Here is a 24,013-nt window from a genome sequence, read left to right as displayed (position 1 = left end):
TATATTGTTTCTTGTTAATTAAAAATTTTATTTATCGTTTGTAACCTTCACATGATAAAACACATTTGGTTTTGTCCCAATATGTTCTAGTAAGTGATACATTCTTTTATCTTCTGCTAATTCAGCTATTTGAGATTCTTTATCGTTAACGTCTCCAAAAACCATCGCTCCACTTGAACAAGCGGAAGAACAAGCTGTTTGGAATTCTCCGTCTTTGATTTGTCTTCCATCACGTTTTGCATCAAGAATAGTTTTTTGTGTCATTTGAATACACATAGAACATTTTTCCATAACTCCACGAGAACGAACATTCACATCTGGATTAAGAACCATACGTCCTAAATCATCATTCATGTGATAGTCAAATTCACTGTTTTTGTTATATAAGAACCAGTTGAAACGTCTTACTTTATAAGGACAGTTGTTTGCACAATAACGAGTTCCAACACATCTGTTATAAGCCATTTGATTCTGACCTTGACGGCCGTGAGATGTTGCAGCAACTGGACAAACTGTCTCACATGGTGCGTGATTACAGTGTTGACACATAATTGGTTGAAAAGCGATTTGAGGATTCTCCGAAGGATCTTCCATATCTTTTAACGTACCAATTACACTAGTTAATCCGTGTGCATTATTTTTTAATTCAACATCACCAGCGAATGTTTCTTCGTGAGAATAATATCTATCAATACGCAACCAGTGCATATCTCTACTTCTTCTTACTTCAGATTTACCAACAACTGGCACATTGTTTTCAGCATGACATGCGATAACACATGCTCCACAACCTGTACATGCATTTAAGTCGATTGATAAATTAAAATGATGTCCTGTTGATCTGTCAAATGATTCCCATAAATCTACTGATGTAGCAGGAACTTCTTTGTGATCTAAAGAAACCATCGGAGTTGGGTTCCAAACTTCAGAATTTTCTTTAACAAAAGTACTTAATGTAGTTTCCTTGATGATATCACCTCTACCCATTAATGTTTTTTGCAACTGAACACAAGCAAATTCATGCCATCCTTCTTCTTTTGAAATCGAAACAGATTGATTTGAATTTAGATTTGCATATAATTCGTAAGCATTTACACCTACTTGCATTTCTTCTTTCAAAGATTCTTTCTTTCCGTAACCAAATGCTAAACCAACAGTACCAACAGCTTGACCTGGTTGAATAATTACTGGAACATTTTTAAGTGTATTATTTCCAACTTTTAATGTAGCATAACTTCCGTCTAAACCTCCATTTGCAACATTTCTTTGTTCTAATCCTAATTTTTCTGCATCTTGCTTAGAAACAGTTACATAATTATCCCATGACACTCTTGTGATTGGATCTGGAAATTCTTGTAACCAAGGGTTGTTAGCTTGTTGACCATCACCTAAACCTATTTTAGTATATAAAACTAAATCTAAACCAGTTGATTTTGCACTAGCTAATTTTGATGCTGAAGCAGCATAATCTGCAGAAGTTGCTACTAAAGCACTAGCTTCACTTGCAACAAATCCATCATGTACAGCTTTATTCCATGTTGTTCCATTTAAAGATGCATTGCTCTTTAAATAATCATGGTAAGAAGTTGTGTTGTCAGTTAATGACAATAATACTTCTTGAAATTGTTTTGTATCAAACAACGGATTAATAGTTGGTTGTTGAATACTATAGTTCCCTCTAGTTAAAGCGACATCTCCCCAAGATTCTAAATAATGTGGAGCTGCAGCTGCAATTGAAGCAACTTTTGCTGTTTCATCTTCTTTCATAGAAAATGCAACAGATAATTTTGTTTTCTTTAATCCTTCAACAAACTCTTTTGAATTTGATAAAGTGTATACTGGATTAACTCCACTCATTAATAAAGTGTGAACTTTTCCAGCTTTTAAATCAGAAACTAATTGATTAACCTCTTTTGCATTTCCTTTTCTTGTAAGAATAGCATTTGAAGTATTGAAAGCTTCTGAATTTAATTGATTATTAATTGCTAATGTTATTAATTGAGCATCAACATCATCTAATCCACAAACAAGAACACCTTTTGTTCCCGCTGCTTTTAGTTGTTGAGCCGCTTTTAAAACTTCAGCTTCATATTTGTCAATTTTTGATGTTCCAACAGAAGCACCTGAAATTGCATTATATAATTTTACTAAAGCCTGTTTTTGATTAGCTATAGTCAATGGAATTCTTTTATCAGCTTTCGCACCTGCTAAAGACATATTTGCCTCTATTTGGATATGCTTAGACATTTTCCCGCTTTTAGGAATTCTTCCTTTAGCATAGCTTGAGTCAAAACCTCCACCTTGCCAATCTCCTAAGAAATCTGCACCAACAGATACAATAACATCAGCTTTTGAAAAATCATAATTAGCTAAACCTCTAACACCATAAACCGCTTGAAAAGCATCAAGTGCATTAGACTCAGAAACTGCGTCATAAACTACATGCTTAACATTTGGATATTTTGTTATTAAATTCGCTAATAAAGAATCAGTAGAAGGACTCGCTGTAGTGTTTGTTAAAACAACAACATTTTCTCCTTTTGCTTTAGCATCTTCAAGACTAGATTTGATTTTTGCATTTACTGCATTCCAATCAGCATCTTTTTGATCAATTTTTGATTTCTTCAAACGAAGACTATCGTATAAAGAAAGAACAGAAGCATGTACTCTTGCATTTGCTCCAGATCTTGCACCTTCTAAATTGTTATTCTCTACTTTAATAGGGCGACCTTCGCGAGTTTTAATTAAAATATTAGCGAAATCGAAACCATCAGCAATTGTTGTCGCATAATAATCAGCAACACCTGGAATTATTTGTTCTGGTTGAAGTACATAAGGAATTGACTTTACAACTGGACCTTCACACGCAGCTAATGATGCAGCGGCAGTACTAAATCCAACGTATTTTAAAAAGTCACGACGAGATGTTGACGAAGAAGATAAATTATCTTTATCCCCTAAAAACTCATCAACTGGTATTTGCTCCACAAACTCGTTGCTTCTTAGCGTCTCAACAATAGAGCTATTTTCGTCTAGCTCTTCAACACTTTTCCAGTATTTTTTGTTTGATGCCATTGTATATAAATATTAGCTTCTTAAATTATTATTAATAGTGACACTTTCCACATTCTAAACCACCCATTTGAGCAGCTGTTAATTGCTTAACACCGTATTTTTTAGAAAGTTCTTCGTGTATTTTTGTGTAGTATTCGTTGTCTTCTACTTTAACATTTGTTTCCCTGTGACAGTTAATACACCATCCCATAGTTAAAGGAGCAAATTGACCCATAATTTCCATTTCTTCAACAGGTCCGTGACAAGTTTGACATTCGACACCCGCAACAGAAACGTGTTGAGAGTGATTAAAATATACAAAATCAGGTAAATTATGAATACGCACCCATTTAACCGGACTTGTTTTTCCCGTATAACTTTGAGTTGACTTATCCCAACCTACAGCAGTATATAATTTATCAATCTGTTCATCATAGAAAGCTTTTGAATACTCTTCTGTCGCAGTTGTTTCAGCAACTTCACTAATATTTTTATGACAATTCATACAAACATTTAACGAAGGAATATTAGAATGCTTACTAACTCTTGCCGCAGAGTGACAGTATTTACAGTCAATACCATTATCACCAGCATGAATTTTATGCGAATAATGAATAGGCTGAATTGGTTCATATCCTTGATCAACTCCAATTTGCATAAAATATCCATATGCAAAATAAGCACTAATCAATAAGAAAAAGATTGCAGAAACAACCATTAAGAATTGATTTTTAGCTAATGCTTTCCATATTGGAAGAGATTTTTCTTTTTCAGCAACTTCAATTCCATTTGCTTTTGCTATTTTATTTAGAACATTGCTAACTAAAAACAGCATAACAACTAACATCATTAACACCAAAGCTAAAGCTCCTAATATAATGTTGTTTGAAATCCCTGAACCCTCACCTTCAACTTGAGCACCTGGCACTGCAACCACAGCAACAGGCAAAGGCTCTGAAGTATAAGCTAAAATGTCATCAATATCAGTAGTTGACAATTGAGGAAATGCTGTCATTGGTATTTTGTTGTTTTCTTCAAACACCTTTACCGCAATTGCATCTCCAGACTTAATTAAGTCAGCACTATTATGAATCCATTTATACAACCATTCTTTGTCATATTTATCAGCAACATCACGCAATGCTGGACCCGTAGATTTTGCGTCTAATTTATGACAAGCTGCACAATTTGCATTAAACAGTTCCTTCCCTTTTGCAACATCACCACCTGAAGCAACCACATCTGCAACGGGTGCATCAGCAGAAACTGCGTCTTGTGAATAAGAAACAAATGAAAGAGTTAGCGAAAAAGCTAAACTGAAAAAAATCCTAGAAAACGATCTATGGTTACCCACCTTTTTCATATTTAAAATGATTATCGACTATATTTTGGTATAGTTTTAGATATAAATGTGTTTAATAAATCTCACATCTTTTTTAAAACTCCGACAAAAATACAATAATTGAATTATTATCAAAACCTTAATTTTACCTTAAAATGTAATTTATACTTGTTCTAAATAAAACATTAGTTTTAACAAATCCATTTTAAGTGTAAATTTGCATTAAACAACAATCATCATGAAGAAATTAACAACTTACAAATTACTTTTTTTAGCACTGATATTCAGCTTTATATCTAACAAATCTTTTTCTCAATCAATAGAACAAGATCCAAAAATTGAAGCTTTATTAAAAGAAAAAAGAAAAATTAATACCGGAATCACGATAAATGATTTATATAAAATTCAGATTTTTAATGGTAAAAAAGACGAAGCTATTAAAAATTTAACAGAATTTAAAAGCAATTTCAAGGAAATTGACGGTACAATGATCTATAATAATCCAACTTTTAAAGTTTGGGTAGGCAGTTTTAAAACTAGAATTGAAGCAGAAAACTCATTACTTGAAATTAAAAAGAAATATCCTTTGGCTTTATTAATAAAACCAAACAAATAGAATATGAGAAAAGCTTTTCTTTTATGTACATTATTAATTGGTACATATTCATTTTCACAAAACACGAAAGACACAATTATTGTAAACCAACTTGAAGAAGTAGTCCTTTCCACAGTAAGGCTTCCAAATAAAAAAGAAACTTTACCTATTCAAGTAGAGACTATCAATTTAAAACAAATTGAGTTTCAAAATTTTCAAAATACAGCCGATTTACTATCGAATTCAGGTACTTTAGTTGTTCAGAAATCACAACAAGGAGGAGGAAGTCCAACTATTAGAGGCTTTGAAGCTAGTAGAGTTTTATTATTAGTAGATGGAGTTCGCATGAACAACCTTATATATAGGTCTGGTCATTTACAAAATGTAATATCTGTTGATGAAAATCTACTTGAAAGTGTTACTATTTTCTACGGACCAACATCTACACTTTTTGGAAGTGATGCTCTTGGAGGCACTGTTAATATGACTACAAAAAAAGCCAAATTTTCATCTAATCAAATTGAAAAAATAAGCGGCAATTTTTCAACACGCTATTCTTCTGTAAATGAAGAAAAATCGGGTCATTTTTATTTTAATTATGCCAAAGAAAATTGGGCTTCATTAACTTCATTTTCCTATAATGATTTTGGAGATTTAAAAATGGGTAAAAGAAAAAATCATAATGGTAATTTCTTTGGAGAAAGACCTTTTTATGTTGAAACTAATAATGGAGTTGATATTTTAGTTAAAAACTCAAACCCCTATTTACAAAAGCAATCAAGTTTTAAGCAATATAATTTTATGCAGAAAGTTGCTTACAAAACTTCACAAGGAATTGAGCATGGTCTAAACTTTCAATTTTCAAACAGCACAGACATTCCGAGATATGATAGATTAACCGATGCTTCATCAACTGGATTAAAGAATGCTGAATGGTACTACGGCCCTCAAAAAAGATTATTGGCCGTTTATAGTTTATCTAAAGAAAAAGCTATTTTGAATAGTGACTTAAAAGTAGATTTAGCTTATCAAAATGTTGAAGAAAGTCGTCATAACAGGAGGTTTGGTAATTATAATTTACAAAATAGAACTGAAAATGTAAACATGTACTCTATTAGTATTGATTTACATAAAGAATTTTCTAAAAGTGATTTGTTTTATGGTGTTGAAAGTTATTTAGAAGATTTAAATTCTTCAGCATTTTCAAACAATATAAATACTGGAGAAATTAAACTAATTGACACACGTTATCCAAATGGAAAAAATAATATGTTGAGAAATGATCTTTATGTTTCTTACAACACCGTTTTTTCAAAAAAGACAAATTTTAATATTGGTGCTAGAGCTGGCTACACAATTTTAAATAGTACAATTTCTGATGATACATTTTTTTCACTTCCATTTAACGATATAAATCAAAAAAACTTTACATATAGCGGAACTGCAGGTTTAGTACATAAACCTTCTAAAAATATTGATTTAAAAACAAATGTTAGCACAGGATTTAGAGTACCAAACATTGATGATTTAGCTAAAATTTTTGAATCTGGTGGTGGATTTGTGATTGTACCGAATGCAGATTTGAAACCCGAAAAAACAATTACAACTGATTTAGGATTTGTTGTTAAAACCAACAACAAACATTTTCAAATAGAAAATACATATTACTTTACTCGTTTTATTGATGCAATTATTACAGATAATTATCTATATAATGGTCAGTCAACCATAACGTATAATGGAAGTCAAAGTCAAGTTTTAGCGAATCAAAATAAAGGTAGAGCTTTTGTAACAGGTTTTTCGACCAACATAAAAGGTTATATCGTTTCTAGTTTGCAATACGTAGCTAATTTTAATTATACTTTAGGAAGAATTACTAGTGAAGAGGAAAACACTCCTCTTGATCACATTCCTCCTTATTATGGCAAAGTTGGATTAAATTATTCTAAAAATTGGGGAACCATTGAAGCTTACATATTATATAACGGAAAAAAACCAATCAGTGATTATTTATTAAATGGAGAAGACAATGAACAATATGCTCCAAATGGTGGAATGCCTGCTTGGGAAACATACAATTTAAAAACAGCTTTCAATGTATTGCCAAAAGCAACTTTGTTTGTTGGTATTGAAAACATTTTAGACACCCAATATAGAGTTTTTGCTTCTGGAATAAATGCTCCTGGCAGAAATATTTATGGTGGTTTGAAGTATGAATTCTAGATCCATTAAAAATCAATTAGATATTGTTTACTAATTAAATTTACTTTTGTCAAAACATTGCAACATAATGTTGATTAGTGTAAGAGTAATGTTTTTTTTTAAGTTATTCAACATGTTTAAAATTGACAAAAATATTTGATTTAATTTGGATTAATTTTTTGCTGAACGAAAATAAAATTACGACTTACTGTACATCTTAATAAAGAATATTGATTGACTAATAATATCAATTAAAAATACAAAAAAATCCCAAGCTATAAACTTGGGATTTTCTATTTATATGCTTATGAAATTTATTCAGAATAAATAATCTTATTTCAGTTTTTTCTTCACCTCTACTTCTTGGAAGGCTTCGATAATATCTAATTCTTCAATATCGTTATAGTTTTTAATTTGCATACCACAATCATATCCTTTTGACACATCTTTAACGTCATCTTTGAAACGTTTTAAAGTTGATAGTTCACCAGTATATACTACAACACCATCTCTAATTATACGAATTTTAGAATTTCTAAATATTTTTCCATCAGTAACCATACAACCAGCAATTGATCCAATTTTAGAAACTTTAAAGATTTCTCTAATTTCTGCAGTACCTGTAATCTCTTCTTTTAATTCTGGAGAAAGCATTCCTTCCATTGCATCACGTAAGTCATCAATAGCATCGTAAATGATTGAGTAGTTACGGATATCAATTTCTTCTTTTTCGGCTAATTGTTTAGCGTTTCCTTGTGGACGAACGTTAAATCCTATTATAATTGCGTCAGATGCAGAAGCTAACAATACGTCAGATTCAGTAATTGCTCCAACTCCTTTATGTATAATATTTACTTGAATTTCTTCTGTAGATAATTTTGAGAATGAGTCTGCTAATGCTTCAACAGAACCATCCACATCTCCTTTAAGGATAATATTTAATTCTTTAAACTGTCCTAAAGCGATACGTCGACCAATCTCGGCAAGAGTAATGTGTTTTTGAGTACGAACAGATTGTTCTCTTTGTAATTGAGTACGTTTTGCAGCAATTTGTTTTGCTTCTCTTTCGTCTTCATATACATTGAATTTATCACCAGCAGTTGGAGCACCGTCTAAACCTAAAATAGATACAGGAGTTGATGGTCCAGCTTCAGTAATAATATTTCCTCTTTCATCATGCATAGCTTTAATCTTACCATGATTTTTTCCAGCCAACATATAATCTCCAACTCGAAGTGTACCTGCTTGAACTAAAATAGTTGAAACATATCCTCTACCTTTATCTAATTGTGCTTCCACAACAGTTCCAATAGCGGCTTTATCTGGGTTTGCTGTTAATTCTAATATTTCAGCTTCTAATAAAACTTTTTCTAAAAGTTCTTTTATACCTGTTCCTTTTTTAGCAGAGATATCTTGAGATTGGTATTTACCACCCCAATCTTCTACTAATAAATTCATAGCTGCTAACTTTTCTTTTATTTTTTCTGGATTTGCAGTTTCTTTATCTACCTTATTGATAGCAAAGATCATTGGAACTCCAGCAGCTTGAGCGTGACTAATTGCTTCTTTTGTTTGAGGCATTATATCATCATCTGCAGCGATTACAATAATTGCAATATCTGTTATTTGAGCACCACGGGCACGCATTGCTGTAAAAGCTTCGTGACCTGGTGTATCTAAGAATGCGATTTTTTGACCACCTTCTAACGTTACGCCATATGCTCCAATATGTTGTGTAATTCCTCCTGATTCACCAGCGATTACATTAGCTGAACGAATATAATCCAGTAAAGATGTTTTACCATGATCAACGTGTCCCATTACTGTAACAATTGGAGAACGTGATTTTAAATCTTCAGGTTTATCTTCAACAACTTCTAAATTTTCTTCAATTTCTGAAGTTATAAATTCTACTTCGTAACCAAATTCATCTGCAACAATAGTTAAAGTTTCAGCATCTAAACGTTGGTTTTGAGTAACCATTATTCCAAGCGTCATACAAGTACCGATTACCTTAGTTACAGGTACATCCATCATTGTTGCAACTTCACCTACAGTAACAAATTCTGTTACTTTAATTGTTTTACTTCCTTCTTCTAAAGCTTGTTGTTCATCATCAGAACGCTGACGGTGAGAATCTCTTTTATCTCTTCTATATTTGGCCGCTTTAGATTTTCCACCTTTACCTCTACCTTGTAGTCTTTCAAGCGTTTCTTTAATTTGATTTTTAACATCCTCCTCAGTAGGCTCTGTTTTTTGAATAACCGGTTTTTTACCACCTTTATTAAATCCACCTCTAACAAATTCTTTCTTTCCACCTGTATTATTAACACCTGGAACCGAAGGAGTACCTGGTTTAGCAATTCTACGACGTTTATTTTTATTGGCATTGCTATTAGCTCCAGGAGTACCTGCTGCTTTTACATCACCTGCTTTTTTAACTTCTTTTTTAGGATCTTTCTTTTTAGGTTTATTAAATTGAGATAAATCAATTGTTTTTCCTGTAAAGGTAGCACCTGCTAATTTAGTATATTGAGTTTCAACTTTTTCTTCTTCAGGTTCAGCTGAAGTTTCAGCTTTTTCTTCTTTTTTAGAAGTTTCTGTTGATTTTTCGACTTTAGGAGTCTTTTTTTCAACTTTAGGCTTTTCTGAAACTGTTTTGTTTTCAACCTTAGGAGTTTCAACTTTAGCATCTTCAGCTTTTGGAGTTTCAACTTTTGGGGTTTCAACTTTTGCTGCGCCAACTTTTGGAGTTTCGACTTTTCGCTCTACTGTTTTTTCTTGAGGCTTGTCTGATTTTTTTGAATCCAAATCAATTTTACCAACAGTTTTTGGACCTGAAAGTTCAGCTTTTGCTTTAATTACTTCAAGCTTTTGCTTTTCTTCTTGCAATCTTTTTACTTCAAGTTCTTTTTCGAGTTCTCTTTTAAGTGCTTCTTTTTCTTTACGCTTTTCTTCACCAACTTCAAGAGAGGCAACTTTTTTTCCTTTGTCAGCAGAAAATTGACCACATAAAATATCATATTCCGCTTGAGAAATTTTTGCGTTAGGACTTGAATCAATTGAATGATCTTTTTCTTTTAAGTAGTCCACAGCTCTCTCTAAGGAAATATTTAATTCTCTTAAAACTTTGTTTATTCGTATTGCTCTTTCTTCAGACATAAATTAATTTAGTATTTCTTCTGAACTATATTCTTGTAAATATAATCTTGTTTAATCTTATTTATTAGGCTCAATAGTTATTATAACTATCTGTCAAATTCTTCTTTTAAGACTCTAACAACTTCTAAAACTGTTTCTTCTTCAAGGTCTGTTCTACGAACTAAATCTGCAACATCTTGATCAAGAATACTTTTAGCGGTATCTAATCCTATTTTTTCAAATTCTAGAATAACCCATTCTTCAATTTCATCAGAGAATTCTCTTAATTCAACATCATCTTCTTCTTCTGTTAAACCTTCTCTAATAACATCTAATTCATAACCTGTAAGTTGTCCAGCTAATCTAATGTTGTGTCCTCCACGACCAATTGCTTTTGAAACTTCTTCAACTTTTAAGAACACTTCTGCCGTTTTCTTTTCTTCATTAATTTTAATAGAAGAAACTTTTGCAGGGCTTAATGCTCTTGTAATATATAACTGCGTATTTGTTGTGTAATTAATTACATCAATATTTTCATTACCTAATTCTCTAACGATTCCATGAATTCTAGAACCTTTCATTCCAACACAAGCTCCAACTGGGTCAATTCTATCATCATAAGAGTCAACGGCAACTTTTGCTTTCTCTCCAGGAATACGTACTACATTTTTAACAGAAATTAATCCGTCAAAAACTTCAGGAATTTCTTGTTCAAATAATTTTTCTAAAAACAACGGTGCTGTTCTAGACATAATAATTTGAGGTTTGTTTCCTTTTAATTCAACGCTTTCAATAATACCTCTTACGTTATCACCTTTTTTGAAATAATCACTTGGAATTTGTTTTTCTTTTGGAAGCACAATTTCATTTCCTTCATCATCCATCAATATTACAACTTTTGGACGTACGTGATGCACTTCAGCCGTGTAAATATCTCCAATTAAATCTTTAAATTGTTTGTAAAGATTCGTATTGTCGTGTTCGTGTATTTTTGAAATTAGGTTTTGACGTAAAGCTAAGATAGCTCTTCTTCCTAATTGAATTAACTTTACTTCTTCAGACACATCTTCACCTACTTCAAAATCTGGCTCAATTCTTCTTGCTTCAGATAATGATATTTCAGAATTTTCATCTTCTACTTCTCCATCAGCAACAACAACTCTATTTCTCCATATCTCCATATCACCCTTATCAGGATTTATGATTATATCAAAGTTGTCGTCTGATCCGTATTTTTTCTTTAATGCGTTTCTAAAAACATCTTCTAAAATAGCCATTAACGTTACTCTATCAATGAGTTTGTCGTCTTTAAATTCTGAAAACGAATCGATTAATGCAATATTCTCCATGTTGATTCTAAATAATTAAAATGATATTAATACAATTGCTTCTTTTATTTCAGTGTAAGCAATTTCTTTTTTATTGTTAACAGTTTCTTTTCCTTTGCCAATTTTCTTTGGCTCTCTTGATTGCCATTCTAAAGTGATTTTTTCATCATCTGCAGCTACAAGTTTGGCTTCAATTTTTTCCAATTCATTCGTAGTTACTCTTAAGTTTCTACTTACATTTTTTTTGTATTGCCTTATAAGATTTAAAGGAGTAGAAACTCCTGCCGAAGCAACATCTATTGAATATTCAAGCTCATCTTTATCTAATTCGTGCTCAATTGCACGACTTATAACAATACAATCTTGAAGATTTACACCATTATCATCATCTAAAGTTATCGAAATTTTATTGTCTTCGGTAACAACTAAATCAATTAAAAACATTGATGGCTTCTGTGATAGAGCCTCATCTAAAAGGACTTTTACTGTTTCTTTAAAACTCATAATTTTATAAAAAGAGGGAAGCATTGCTTCCCTCATTATCTAAATTGTCATACAAATAACGGTGCAAATATACATAATTTTTTAAATAAATAAAACCTTTGATTTATATAATTAATTTTCATACCTTTATGTAAATAAAAAATTACATATAACACATACACAATGAAAAAAATTTTAGTACCTACAGATTTTTCTAAAAGCGCAGAATACGCATTGAAAGTTGCAGCACAAATTGCTAAAAAAAATAACGGAGAAATAATATTAATTCACATGCTAGAATTACCAACTTCTGGTAATGACGCTGTTTCAAATTCACATGATATTCCTGAACTAATGTTGTTTAAAAATGCAGCATTAAACAAATTAGACGGAATTATGAACGCTGATTATTTAAATGGCATAAATGTTTCTAAAGTTATTCAATTTGAAATGGCTTTTGATGGAATTCTTAAAAGCGGAAAAACACACAATGTAGATTTAATAGTTATGGGTTCTCACGGAGCAAGTGGTTTTCAAGAAATGTTTATAGGTTCTAATACGGAAAAAGTAGTTAGAAATTCAGATGTTCCTGTTTTAGTAATAAAGAAAGAAGACGATAATTTTAATGCTAATAATTTTGTTTTTGCATCTGACTTCTCAGACGAGATCAAGACACCTTTTAAAAAGGTTGTTGAATTTGCTAATAATTTCAACTCTCATCTGCATTTAGTGATGATAAACACTCCTAACAGTTTCAAGTCAACACATGTTGCACAAGAAATAATGGATAATTTTACTTCAGACTTCAAAATCAACAACTATTCGACTCATATTTACAATGATGTAAACGTAGAAAAAGGGATTTTACATTTTGCCAAAAGCATTAAAGCTGATTTAATTGGAATGAGTACACATGGAAGAAAAGGAATTTCGCATTTCTTCAATGGAAGTATTAGTGAAGATTTAGTTAATCACGCAAAAAGAGCAGTTATTACGTTTAAAATTTAACGGAAAAATATAAGCATAAAAAAGCCCCGAATATATCGGGGCTTTTTTGTTGTTGTCCCACAAGGACTCGAACCTTGAACGACGGTACCAAAAACCGCTGTGTTACCATTACACCATGGGACATGGTTTGCTATTGCGAGTGCAAATGTAATACATATTTTATTTATTACAAATTTTTCTAAAAAAAATATTAAAAAATTAATTTCAGCGTTACTTATAATAAAAAAATAGTTTCTTTGTGCTGTAGATAAAAAATAACCTCATTTAAATATGCTTATGACATCGTTTAACTTTAATAAATGGAATAATATTCTAGGTTGGTTTGCTTTTGCAGTTGCTTTAATAACTTATAGCTTAACTGTCGAACCAACTTTAAGTTTCTGGGACTGTGGAGAATACATTTCAACTGCCGCAAAACTAGAAATTGGCCATCCACCTGGAGCACCACTATTTCAAATGCTAGGTTCTTTCTTTGCAATGTTTGCAACAAGTGCCGATAAAATAGCATTAATGGTTAATATGTTGTCTGTTTTTTCAAGTGCATTTACCATATTATTTATGTTTTGGTCGATGACAATTTTACTTAAAAAAATAGTTCCAACCACAAATGATGATAAAAAAAGCAATTCTATCATGATTTTAGGAAGTGCTTTAGTCGCTTCTTTAGCTTTTACATTTACAGATAGTTTTTGGTTTAATGCTACAGAAGCAGAAGTTTATGCAATGGCTTCTTTATTTATTGCTCTGTTACTTTGGTTAGCTTTGAGATGGGAACAAGAAATGGATGCACCTAGAGGAAATAGATGGTTAGTCTTAATTTCTTTAGTAATTGGGCTTTCTTTTGGAGCTCACTTTATGGCATTGCTTACTATTCCTTCAATTGGTCTTCTGTATTACTTTAAGAAATATAAAGAAGTTACCCTTAAAAACTTCATTATAGCTAATGTTGTTGTTGTTGTAATTTTGTTTTTTGTCTTTAAATTCTTACTACCTTATACGTTGTCATTCTTTGGAAAGACTGAGATTTTCATGGTAAACACTTTTGGATTGCCTTTTAATTCGGGAACAATTTTTGCCTTTTTAACAATATTAGCATTCTTCTATTTTGGATTAAACTACACCAGAAAAAAAGGCCATGTTTTTTACAACACTATTTTACTTTGCTTATTATTTATCCTAATTGGTTTTTCAACTTGGATAATGTTACCAATTAGAGCAAATACTGATATTCCGATCAATGAGAACAAACCTTCAGATGCTGCCGAAGTTTTAGCTTATTATAATAGAGAGCAATATGGAGAACAAAAAACGTTTTACGGACCAATGTTTTCAGAATCGTATGCGGGAATTGACGAAAACAATCCTTATTTTGATGAAAAACCCAATTACGAAAGGGATTATAAATCTGGGGCATATGTAATTACAAATGATTACAAAAATGGAAATCAAAATTTAGATGACAATCATAAAGGCTTTATGCCAAGAATGTGGAGTACTGATCATGCTGAAAACTATATGCTTTTTACTGAGCCCTTAGAATTTAGAGTAAATCCAGAATATTCTCATGAAGATGAACTAGTTCAAATAGTTTCTGAATTTAGAACAGCTTATGCACAAGGAAAAGTAGACTTGGAAGACTATACTGCTTTTTTAAAAGGATATGGAGACTATTTGATAATCGAAAAGCCTTCATTTGCTAATAACATGAAGTTTATGTTTGAATATCAGTTTGGATACATGTACACAAGGTATTTAATGTGGAATTTTGTAGGTCGTCAAAATGATATTCAAGGTAAATATGATAATGAAAATGGAAACTGGATTAGTGGAATTAAACCATTAGACGAAATTAGACTTGGAAATCAATCCGAATTAACCTCTGATATGAAAAATAATAGAGCAAGAAATACTTATTATTTCTTACCCTTTATTTTAGGAATAATAGGAATGATTTTTCATGCTAGAAAGGATTTAAAAAGTTTCTATGTCCTATTAGCGCTATTTTTATTTACAAGCTTTGCTCTAAAGATATTCTTGAACGAAAGACCTTTTGAACCACGTGAACGTGATTATGCGGTTGTAGGTTCATTTTATGTCTTTGCGATGTGGATTGGCTATGGAGTCTATGCTATCTTCGATGGATTAAAAAAATTCTTGAGCCCAAAAGTTACAATTCCAATTGTTTTAGCAACTACAATGTTGGCTGGACCAGTTCTTTTAGCAAAAGAAAACTGGAATGACCACGATCGTTCCGGGAGATACACTGCATTAGCTATGGCAAAAGCGTATTTAGACTCTTGTGATCCGAATGCTATTTTATTTACTATTGGAGATAACGATACTTTCCCGCTTTGGTACGCTCAAGAGATTGAAGGATACAGAACAGATATTAGAATTGTAAACACAAGTTTATTAGCTACTGACTGGTATATTGACCAAATGAAAAACAAAGCTTACAAATCTGAACCTTTACCTATTTCGTTTACTAGGGATCAATACAAAGGTAGTAATAGAGACGGTGTTCTATTTGTAGAAAAAACTAAAGAGCCTTTGGTTTTAGATGAAATTTTAAAATTTATTAAACTTGAGGATGAAAGAGCAACTGTTGAAATGAATAGCGGCCAAAGACTACATTACTATCCTTCTAATAAAGTTATTATTCCTGTAGACAAAGAAACCATTATTAAAAATAATGTTGTAGCAAAACAATTTCAAGACTCGATTGTTCCTGCAATGAGCCTAACTATTAAAGGAAATGCTTTATACAAAAATCGTTTAATGATGCTAGACATTCTTAATGAAAATAATTGGAAACGTCCAATGTATTTTACTGGAGGAAGCTTTGCAGATGAAGATTTCTTATGGCTAAAAGATTATTTACAATTAGACGGAATGTGCTATAAAATCGTTCCTGTTCGTACTCCAAAAGAAAAAGGAGGAAGCCCTTTAGACATGGGAATTATTGATAGTGATAAAATGTATGATATAATTATGAAATGGGATTGGGGAAACAGTAACGACCCTGCTATTTATCATGATACAGAAACAAGAAAAAACAGTGTTTCCTATCGTTCAAATATTGCTCGATTAATGGAACAGCTAATTAATGAAGGCAAAAAAGAAAAGGCAGAAAAACTTATTGATTTAGCTATGACAAAAATGCCAATTGAACAATTTGGTTATTACACCTTAGTTGAACCTTTTGCAACTGGATATTATGAATTAGGTAAAAAAGAAAAAGCACAAAAAATAGTAAAAACATTAATCGGCAAATATCAAGAAAACTTAACCTATTACGCAAGTTTGACTGTAAATCAACAAAACAGCATAGCAATTGATATAGTTTCTGATATTGAAAGATATAGAAGCTTATTAGAAATAATCGAAAGTGCAAACGATACTAATCTATATGCTGTCGAGAAAGTAAAATTCAATAACTACAATAAAAGGTTTAGCCGTTTTGAAAGAGATATGTTAAAATAATTTAATAATTTTAAGCCTAATAAGACATCAAACTTATTAGGCTTTTTTTATTTTTCTATGGTAAAAGTTCCAAAATTCATAAAAAAAATATTTTACAATCAGGTTTGGGACATTCCAAATTCAGAAAACAAAATATACTTAACATTTGATGATGGACCAACGCCTTTAATAACAGAATGGGTTTTAGAAATACTTGAAAAAGAAAATATAAAAGCAACATTTTTCTGCATTGGAAATAACATTGAAAAGTATCCAGAAATATTCAAAAAAATCATTGAAGCTGGGCACTCTATAGGAAATCATACCTTCAATCATTTAAAAGGATGGAAAGTAACTTCAAAAAAATATCTTAAAAATGTTGATTTATGTGAAGCTGAAATCTGCAAGCTAAACACTGAACACAGCAAACTATTTCGTCCTCCTTACGGAAAAATAACACCTATTCAATCTAAATTAATTAGAATGAAGGGCTTTAAAATAATAATGTGGGATATCTTAAGCAAAGACTACGATCAAGCCATTTCGTTCGAAAAATGCCTAGAAAACACCAAAAGAACAGCATCTGGAAGCATCTTAGTTTTTCATGATAGTTTGAAAGCGCAGAAAAACCTTGAGTACACTTTACCCAAAGCTATAAAATATTTAAAAGAAAAAGGATTTGTTTTTGATGCGATAAATTAAGCTTGCTCTTTTACGATGTTTATCAAAGTATTTGCATCTAATTCACCACTTTGTCTCCAAACCATTTGACCCGATTTGTAAATCATTAAAGTAGGCAAACCTTTAATACGGAGTGCTTCGGCAAGTTCTTGATTTTTATCAATATCAATCTTTATCACTTTAGCTTTATCACCAAGTGCTGCAGCTACATGACGAATTACTTCGTTCATTGCAATTGAAGGCTCATTCCATTCTGTAAAAAAGTCTAACAAAACAGGGACTTGAGCATCTATAAGTTCTCCAAATTTTGACATAAAATCGAATTAATTAATGATAAGACAAAGGTTTATTATACAATTTATAATACAAATGTAGTATTTTTAATGAATTACGCTACTTTTTTACCTTTTTTTAACTCAATTACTGTAATTTCTGGCATAATTCCAACTCTTCCTGGATAAGCATGAAAGCCAAAGCCACGATTAACATATACATATCTACCCTTATTTTCGTACAATCCAGCCCATTGTTTGTAAACATATTGTACTGGACTCCATTTTAACCAACCCGGGATTTCTATACCAAATTGAAAACCATGTGTGTGCCCAGAAAGGGTCAAATGATAATTTTTATCATCGTGTTGAACTACTGAATCCCAATGACTTGGATCATGACTCATTAATATTTTGAATTCATCAGAAGCAATGTCATTGCTGGCTAGTTCAAGGTCACCAACTTTCTTAAAATGTTTTCCCCAATTTTCAACGCCAACTAAACGAATTGAATCACTGTTTTTTTGAATTTTTACATTTTCATTAAGCAGTAATTTAAAATCTATTTGACGATGTAAATCTTTTATAGCTTCAAAATTATCCTCTTTTTCTTTTTCAGAATCCCATTCTAAATATTCTCCATAATCATGATTTCCTAAAATTGAAAATTTACCTAAAGCAGGATTATGAATCTTTTTAAACGTTTCAATCCAAGGATGCATTTCTTTTGCATGAGTATTTACAATATCACCTGTAAACAAAACCATATCGCTATTTTGTTCGTTTATCAAATCAATAGCATATTGAATTTTTTCAGGATTGTCAAAACTTCCACTATGTATGTCTGAAATTTGTGTAATCGTTGTTCCATCAAAAGAATCTGGTAAATCAGGAAAAAACAAAGTTTGTTTAATTACCTTAAAATTATATTTTCCGATAGTTATTCCATATAATAATGATGCAAAAGGAATAGTTGCTAAACCCAATGCAATTTGACTCACAAATCGTCTTCTGGTTGGCATAAACTTACCACCATCATTGTCACCAACAAAATGAACAATAATAGCTTTAAAAAATCTAAAAACATCTTCTCCAAACAAAACAAAACTTATAACAATTTTTGGCACTACAAAAATCAAGAACAACCCCATTGTAAACAAAGATTTGCTTGTTTGACCAATACTTCTATCAAATTGTGAAAACTGATAAATTAAGTAGCTCACAACTAAAACAGTAATAACTACATAAAGTATTAATATAAATTTTGATTTAGTAACTGTTCGTATTGCTTGAAATGAATAAAACTCTATAACTGCAATTATTATTAACGGAATCAACCAACGTAGCATATTGTTATTTTTTTACAAAGTAATAAATATAAAGTTTGCTAGAGAAACTAATTGTTAAAACTTTAACGCCAAAAAAAAGACCAATATTTAAAAATATTGGTCTTTAAATCTGTTTTTTTTTATTAAAATTTATCTCATAAATAAATTTAGTGAAACAGTAAGCATGTTACTAGTCCCACTAAGCTGCCTAGCAAACACTTCTACATAATCGTTAGGATTCAACTCAACGATACATTGTATTGGAAATGTTCTTATATCAATTGAATTAGTTGAAAAAGCATACGATTTAGATTGATTAATAACAACACCGTTTTTGGCAATATAAAACACGTATGTTGTGTTAGATCCATTTGTTGCTTGAAAAGACCCTACAGCATTAACCGTAAAATATCTCTTTTTGTTTCCTAAATACTGTATTCTGTTATTAGTACCTCCATTAGAAGCTCTATTCATATTGTTTGATGAAGTAACCCCTACCACCTTTATTGGAGTAGAAGATAAATTAGTCTCTATCCCAAAGCCAATAACATAATCAAAATTCACATCACCAACACTATAACTATCCCCTTCATAAGGAATACCAGAACAGTTAACATCCCATTTATTATTAAAATTAAAACCAGAATAAGTACCAAGTCCAGTATACGGATCTACATATTTCCCAGTGGATAGCGTACCTGCAAAATTGACACTTTGCATTGTTCCGTAATTAGTTATTGTTGGGTTTGAAGAAAAATCCACACCTATAGCTGCTCCATTTACATCTGAAAAACCTCCTTGTTTTTGGATAGAACCAAAAGTTCCTTCATATTTCTCAAAAACACCAGTATTATTTCCAAACCAACCTTGATTATCTAATAATAATTTTGAAATATTTCTATATATTGTCCCGTTTGCGTTGCCTACATATTGAACAATGCTACTAAACACCATGTTAAAATTTTGAATCAATCCAACATTAGCAGAACCGGTAATAATCATGTCTCTAAAAATTAAATTTTGAGTTCCCCCACCATTTATATTAAAAACACTACCAGCTGTAGCTGACAAAGTCAAAACCCTAATAGAGCCACCTGTTGTACCTGTAAAAAGATCACCAGTTGCCTTAACTAGCTTATCATCAGATGAATCTAATCCAATTATATAAGCATTGTTTAATTCAATGGGAAAATTTAGAGTAACGGTACCATTTATCTCATACAAGGTTTGAGAATCTAAGAGATATTTAGAACCACTTCCAGCAGATAGTTCCGCAGCTAAAACAGTTGCCAAAACATCTGTAGATTTTATTCTTTTAAATTTAGATCTACCTTGTGTAACATTAATCCAGGTGGTAGTTGGTAAATCATAATAACTAAATACCTTTAAATCAGTATCATAAACCATCAAGCCATTAGCAGGAGCTACAATAGCATTTTTTTGAACCGTAGTCATTCTTGGCGTCAAAAGTCCTTTTGTTGTAGAGGTAATATCTAAAGCAGAAGATGCAGCAGGAGATGTTGTTCCAATTCCTACTTGTGCATTTAAATTTTGCATTGTGCAAAAAAGTATAAAAACCCAAAAACTGGTTCTTAAAATTAAAGTAAAGTTCTTTTTCATAAGTAAGAGAATTTGATAATTAATCGTTCAAATGTACAAAAAAAACGATTAAATACATAAAAAAGAAAAAAAATTCAAAATTATATACTTATTTTTTTTTTTCAATCTAAATTTTAAAAGAATTTATTAGATAATAACTAAGCTAAATATTTATAAGAATTGTATTTTTACGTTTTAAAATTAATTTCAGAACCATGTCACAAAAAAGATTATTCCTTCTAGATGCTTATGCTTTAATATTTAGAGGTTATTATGCCTTTATAAAAAATCCAAGAATTAACTCTAAAGGAATGGACACATCTGCCATTATGGGATTTATGAATTCTTTAATGGATGTAATTAAACGTGAAAAACCAGATCATTTAGCAGTTGCTTTTGATAATGGTGGAAGTCATATTAGAAATGAAATGTTTCCAGAATACAAAGCCAATCGTGATGCAACACCAGAAGCTATAAAAATTGCTATTCCTTATATTCAAGAATTATTAAAAGCCATGCACATTCCTATTATGGAAAAAGTAGGTTTTGAAGCTGATGATTTAATAGGAACATTAGCTAAACAAGCAGAAAAAGAGGGTTATCAAGTTTTTATGGTAACACCAGATAAGGATTTTGCACAATTAGTTTCTGAAAATATTTTCATGTACAAACCCTCTAGAATGGGTAACGGTATTGAAATATGGGGAATTCCTGAAGTTCAAGCAAAATTTGAAGTAGAACATCCTTTACAAGTTATAGATTTTCTTGGAATGATGGGTGATGCTGTAGATAACATTCCTGGTTTACCTGGAGTTGGAGAAAAAACGGCTAAGAAATTTTTGGCTCAATATGGTTCGATGGAAAAACTACTTGAAAGCACACATGAGCTTAAAGGAAAAATGAAAGAAAACATTGAAGCTAACAAGGAAAAAGGAATTCTTTCAAAAAAACTAGCTACTATCCTACTCGATTGTCCTGTAACTTTCAATGAAACTGATTTTGAATTATCAAAACCTGACGTTGAAAAAACAGAAGCTATTTTTCAGGAATTGGAATTTAGAAGAATGCAAGAACAATTTGATAAATTATTTAGAGATGGAAGTGATTATGACGAAATAAACACAAATGAAACGCCAAATAATGGTGAAACTCCAAAACCAGCAAAAAAAGCGACTCCAAAAAACATAGATCAAATGGATTTATTCGGTTTTTCGGATGATTCAAATGATACTCCAAGTGCAAATTCATATTATGCAACTTTAGAAAATACGGAACATTTCTACCAAATAATTCAAGGTGATTTAGCTTTGAAATTATTGCTTCAAAATTTACAAAATCAAACTTCTGTATGTTTTGACACTGAAACAACTGGCTTAGATGCTTTAAATGCTGAATTAGTCGGAATAGCTTTCTCTTATGAAAAAGGAAAAGGATTTTATGTTCCCTTTCCAGAAAATCAAGAGGAAGCTTTAACTCTTATTGAAAAAATAAAGCCGTTTTTCGAAAACGAAGCGATTGAAAAAATTGGTCAGAATTTAAAATATGATTTAAAAATACTTTCAAATTACAACATCACTGTAAAAGGAAAATTATTCGACACGATGATTGCTCATTATTTGATTAATCCAGATATGCGTCACAATATGGATATTTTGAGTGAAACTTATTTAAAATATAGCCCAAAAAGCATTGAAGCTTTGATAGGTAAAAAAGGTAAGAATCAAAAATCAATGAAAGATGTTCCTTTGGAAGAAGTAAAAGAATATGCAGTTGAAGATGCAGATATTACTTACCAATTAAAAGAACACTTTCAACCAATTTTAGAAAAAGTAGGCACAAAAAAACTATTTGACGAAATCGAAATTCCGTTAGTTGAAGTTTTAGCTGCTATGGAAAAAGAAGGAATCAATTTAGATGTTGAATTCCTAAATAAAATGTCAAAAGAATTGGCTGAAGAAAGTAATGCATTAGAACAAAAAATATATGAAATTGCTGGAGAAACTTTCAATTTAGCTTCTCCAAAACAATTGGGAGATATTTTATTTGATAAACTTAAAATTGGTGGAGCCAAACAAAAGAAAACCAAAACAGGTCAATACGCAACGGGTGAAGAAATCTTAAGTTATTTAGCCAAAGACAACGAAATTGTACGCAATATTTTAGAGTGGAGACAACTGGTAAAATTACAAAGCACTTATGTTGATGCTTTACCAAACCAAGTTGATGCAAAAACAAAAAGAGTTCATACAGATTACATGCAAACAGTCGCTGCAACTGGAAGATTGAGTTCTACTAATCCTAATTTACAAAACATTCCTATTCGTACAGAAAGAGGAAGACAAATTAGAAAAGCATTTATTGCTCGTGATGAAAACCATACGTTGTTAGCAGCCGATTATTCTCAAATTGAATTGAGAATTATTGCAGCTTTATCTGGTGAAGAAAACATGATTAAAGCGTTTCAAAACAACGAAGATATTCATAAAAGTACAGCTTCAAAAGTATTTAATGTTCCATTAGAAGAAGTTACTAAAGAACAACGTAGTAATGCAAAAACGGTTAATTTCGGAATCATTTATGGTGTTTCTGCCTTTGGATTAAGCAACCAAACAGATTTATCAAGAAAAGAAGCCGCTGATTTAATTGAAGCTTATTATCAAAGTTATCCAAAACTAAAGGCTTACATGTCAGAGCAAGTTGATTTTGCAAGAGAAAATGGCTATGTTCAAACTGTTTTGGGCAGAAGAAGGTATTTAAAAGATATCAATTCGGCTAATGCAATGGTTCGTGGTGGAGCAGAACGAAATGCTGTAAATGCACCTATTCAAGGAAGCGCTGCTGATATTATCAAAATTGCCATGATAAACATTTACAAGCGATTAATTGCTGAAAATTGGAAATCAAAAATGTTATTGCAAGTGCATGATGAACTTGTTTTTGATGTACATAATAGCGAATTAGAAAAAATTCAACCCATGATAAAAACCGAAATGGAAAATGCATTTAAAATGGATGTTCCTTTGACTGTTGATTTAGGAATGGGTAAAGATTGGCTGGAAGCACATTAATAAGCTTTAAAAAGCAACCAATTACACAAACAAGCATCTTTAAAGAAATATAAATATGAAACACATTATAAAATTATTTGCGATTGTACTTTTATTTCAAAGTTTTCAGTGTGAAAAAGATGAAGAAAACAGCAATCAAACTACTAAACAAGTACAATTAGCTCAAGAAAAACAAATTATTTTAGACTATATTGCATCTTTTGAATGTGATGCATCTGTAGGTTGCGATTTTTTAGCTTTTGGCTCAAAACCTTGTGGTGGACCATGGGAATATCTAGTTTTTTCAAATGCAGTTGACTTAACTTATCTTACAAATAAAATTAATAATTATAATGAATTAGAACATCAATACAATATTGAAACTGGAGCAATTTCAGATTGCATGGCAGTTTCTCCACCTGAAGAAGTTGGTTGTGTAAATGGTGTTTGTGGCATTATACAATAGAAAAA

Annotated in this window: 15 protein-coding genes and 1 tRNA gene; 7 read left to right on the top strand and 9 right to left on the bottom strand. The window is 31.2% G+C overall.

The genetic code is table 11. The features are described from left to right. Positions 1-27 precede the first annotated feature (27 nt). A complete protein-coding gene (locus AAC008_RS12815) occupies positions 28-3,075 on the bottom strand; it encodes a TAT-variant-translocated molybdopterin oxidoreductase (RefSeq protein WP_339889707.1) in 3,048 nt (1,015 codons plus the stop codon). A gap of 31 nt (positions 3,076-3,106) precedes the next feature. Further along, on the bottom strand, positions 3,107-4,417 hold the full coding sequence (locus AAC008_RS12810; RefSeq protein WP_339889706.1) for a c-type cytochrome: 1,311 nt from the start codon (positions 4,415-4,417) through the stop codon (positions 3,107-3,109). 217 nt (positions 4,418-4,634) lie between these two features. Between AAC008_RS12810 and AAC008_RS12805 the strand changes: the two genes are divergently transcribed. Both AAC008_RS12805 and AAC008_RS12800 read left to right on the top strand, forming a co-directional pair. Continuing rightward, positions 4,635-5,012 carry an SPOR domain-containing protein gene (locus tag AAC008_RS12805; RefSeq protein ID WP_339889704.1) on the top strand — a complete coding sequence of 126 codons (378 nt, stop codon included), beginning with the start codon at positions 4,635-4,637 and terminating at the stop codon, positions 5,010-5,012. A 3-nt stretch (positions 5,013-5,015) separates the two neighbouring features. Beyond that, on the top strand, positions 5,016-7,214 hold the full coding sequence (locus AAC008_RS12800) for a TonB-dependent receptor (RefSeq protein WP_339889702.1): 2,199 nt from the start codon (positions 5,016-5,018) through the stop codon (positions 7,212-7,214). Between the two features lie 312 nt (positions 7,215-7,526). Here AAC008_RS12800 and infB read toward each other — a convergent pair whose 3' ends face one another. The 3 genes from infB to rimP all read right to left on the bottom strand — a co-directional run bounded on the left by infB (position 7,527) and on the right by rimP (position 12,166). Next, on the bottom strand, positions 7,527-10,355 hold the full coding sequence (gene infB / locus AAC008_RS12795; protein WP_339889701.1) for a translation initiation factor IF-2: 2,829 nt from the start codon (positions 10,353-10,355) through the stop codon (positions 7,527-7,529). A gap of 86 nt (positions 10,356-10,441) precedes the next feature. Next, a complete protein-coding gene (gene nusA / locus AAC008_RS12790; protein ID WP_339889700.1) occupies positions 10,442-11,683 on the bottom strand; it encodes a transcription termination factor NusA in 1,242 nt (413 codons plus the stop codon). Positions 11,684-11,698: 15 nt separating this feature from the next. Further along, on the bottom strand, positions 11,699-12,166 hold the full coding sequence (gene rimP, locus AAC008_RS12785) for a ribosome assembly cofactor RimP (RefSeq protein ID WP_339889698.1): 468 nt from the start codon (positions 12,164-12,166) through the stop codon (positions 11,699-11,701). 162 nt (positions 12,167-12,328) lie between these two features. On the opposite strand from rimP, the gene AAC008_RS12780 reads away from it, so the two are divergent. Beyond that, positions 12,329-13,153: a universal stress protein gene (locus tag AAC008_RS12780; RefSeq protein ID WP_339889697.1), complete on the top strand. Its 825-nt coding sequence runs from the start codon at positions 12,329-12,331 to the stop codon at positions 13,151-13,153. A gap of 52 nt (positions 13,154-13,205) precedes the next feature. Here AAC008_RS12780 and AAC008_RS12775 read toward each other — a convergent pair. Beyond that, positions 13,206-13,276: transfer RNA gene (locus tag AAC008_RS12775), tRNA-Gln, on the bottom strand. 153 nt (positions 13,277-13,429) lie between these two features. On the opposite strand from AAC008_RS12775, the gene AAC008_RS12770 reads away from it, so the two are divergent. Next, positions 13,430-16,636: a DUF2723 domain-containing protein gene (locus tag AAC008_RS12770; protein WP_339889695.1), complete on the top strand. Its 3,207-nt coding sequence runs from the start codon at positions 13,430-13,432 to the stop codon at positions 16,634-16,636. Between the two features lie 57 nt (positions 16,637-16,693). Then, the gene (locus tag AAC008_RS12765) at positions 16,694-17,317 is read left to right on the top strand and encodes a polysaccharide deacetylase family protein (RefSeq protein WP_339889693.1); all 624 of its coding nucleotides are present in this window, start codon (positions 16,694-16,696) and stop codon (positions 17,315-17,317) included. On the opposite strand, the gene AAC008_RS12760 is transcribed toward AAC008_RS12765, so the two are convergent. The 3 genes from AAC008_RS12760 to AAC008_RS12750 form a co-directional block, all read right to left on the bottom strand. Continuing rightward, positions 17,314-17,610 carry a thioredoxin family protein gene (locus AAC008_RS12760; protein ID WP_339838963.1) on the bottom strand — a complete coding sequence of 99 codons (297 nt, stop codon included), beginning with the start codon at positions 17,608-17,610 and terminating at the stop codon, positions 17,314-17,316. The two genes, AAC008_RS12765 and AAC008_RS12760, sit on opposite strands and share 4 nt — an antisense overlap. Positions 17,611-17,684: 74 nt before the next feature. After that, a complete protein-coding gene (locus AAC008_RS12755) occupies positions 17,685-18,917 on the bottom strand; it encodes a metallophosphoesterase (RefSeq protein WP_339889692.1) in 1,233 nt (410 codons plus the stop codon). A 129-nt stretch (positions 18,918-19,046) separates the two neighbouring features. Continuing rightward, positions 19,047-20,516, bottom strand: coding sequence for a hypothetical protein (locus AAC008_RS12750; protein WP_339889691.1), 1,470 nt, complete (start codon positions 20,514-20,516; stop codon positions 19,047-19,049). A 194-nt stretch (positions 20,517-20,710) separates the two neighbouring features. Between AAC008_RS12750 and polA the strand changes: the two genes are divergently transcribed. Continuing rightward, positions 20,711-23,563: a DNA polymerase I gene (gene polA / locus AAC008_RS12745; protein ID WP_339889689.1), complete on the top strand. Its 2,853-nt coding sequence runs from the start codon at positions 20,711-20,713 to the stop codon at positions 23,561-23,563. Between the two features lie 55 nt (positions 23,564-23,618). Then, positions 23,619-24,008 (top strand): hypothetical protein, encoded by a 390-nt coding sequence (locus AAC008_RS12740; protein WP_339889687.1) that lies wholly within the window; start codon positions 23,619-23,621, stop codon positions 24,006-24,008. Positions 24,009-24,013: the final 5 nt, after the last annotated feature.

The organism is uncultured Flavobacterium sp., from assembly GCF_963975515.1.
Classification (GTDB): Bacteria; Bacteroidota; Bacteroidia; order Flavobacteriales; family Flavobacteriaceae; genus Flavobacterium.
Note: the sequence above shows the minus strand (reverse complement) of the source record. Positions and strands in the feature narration are given on the sequence as shown.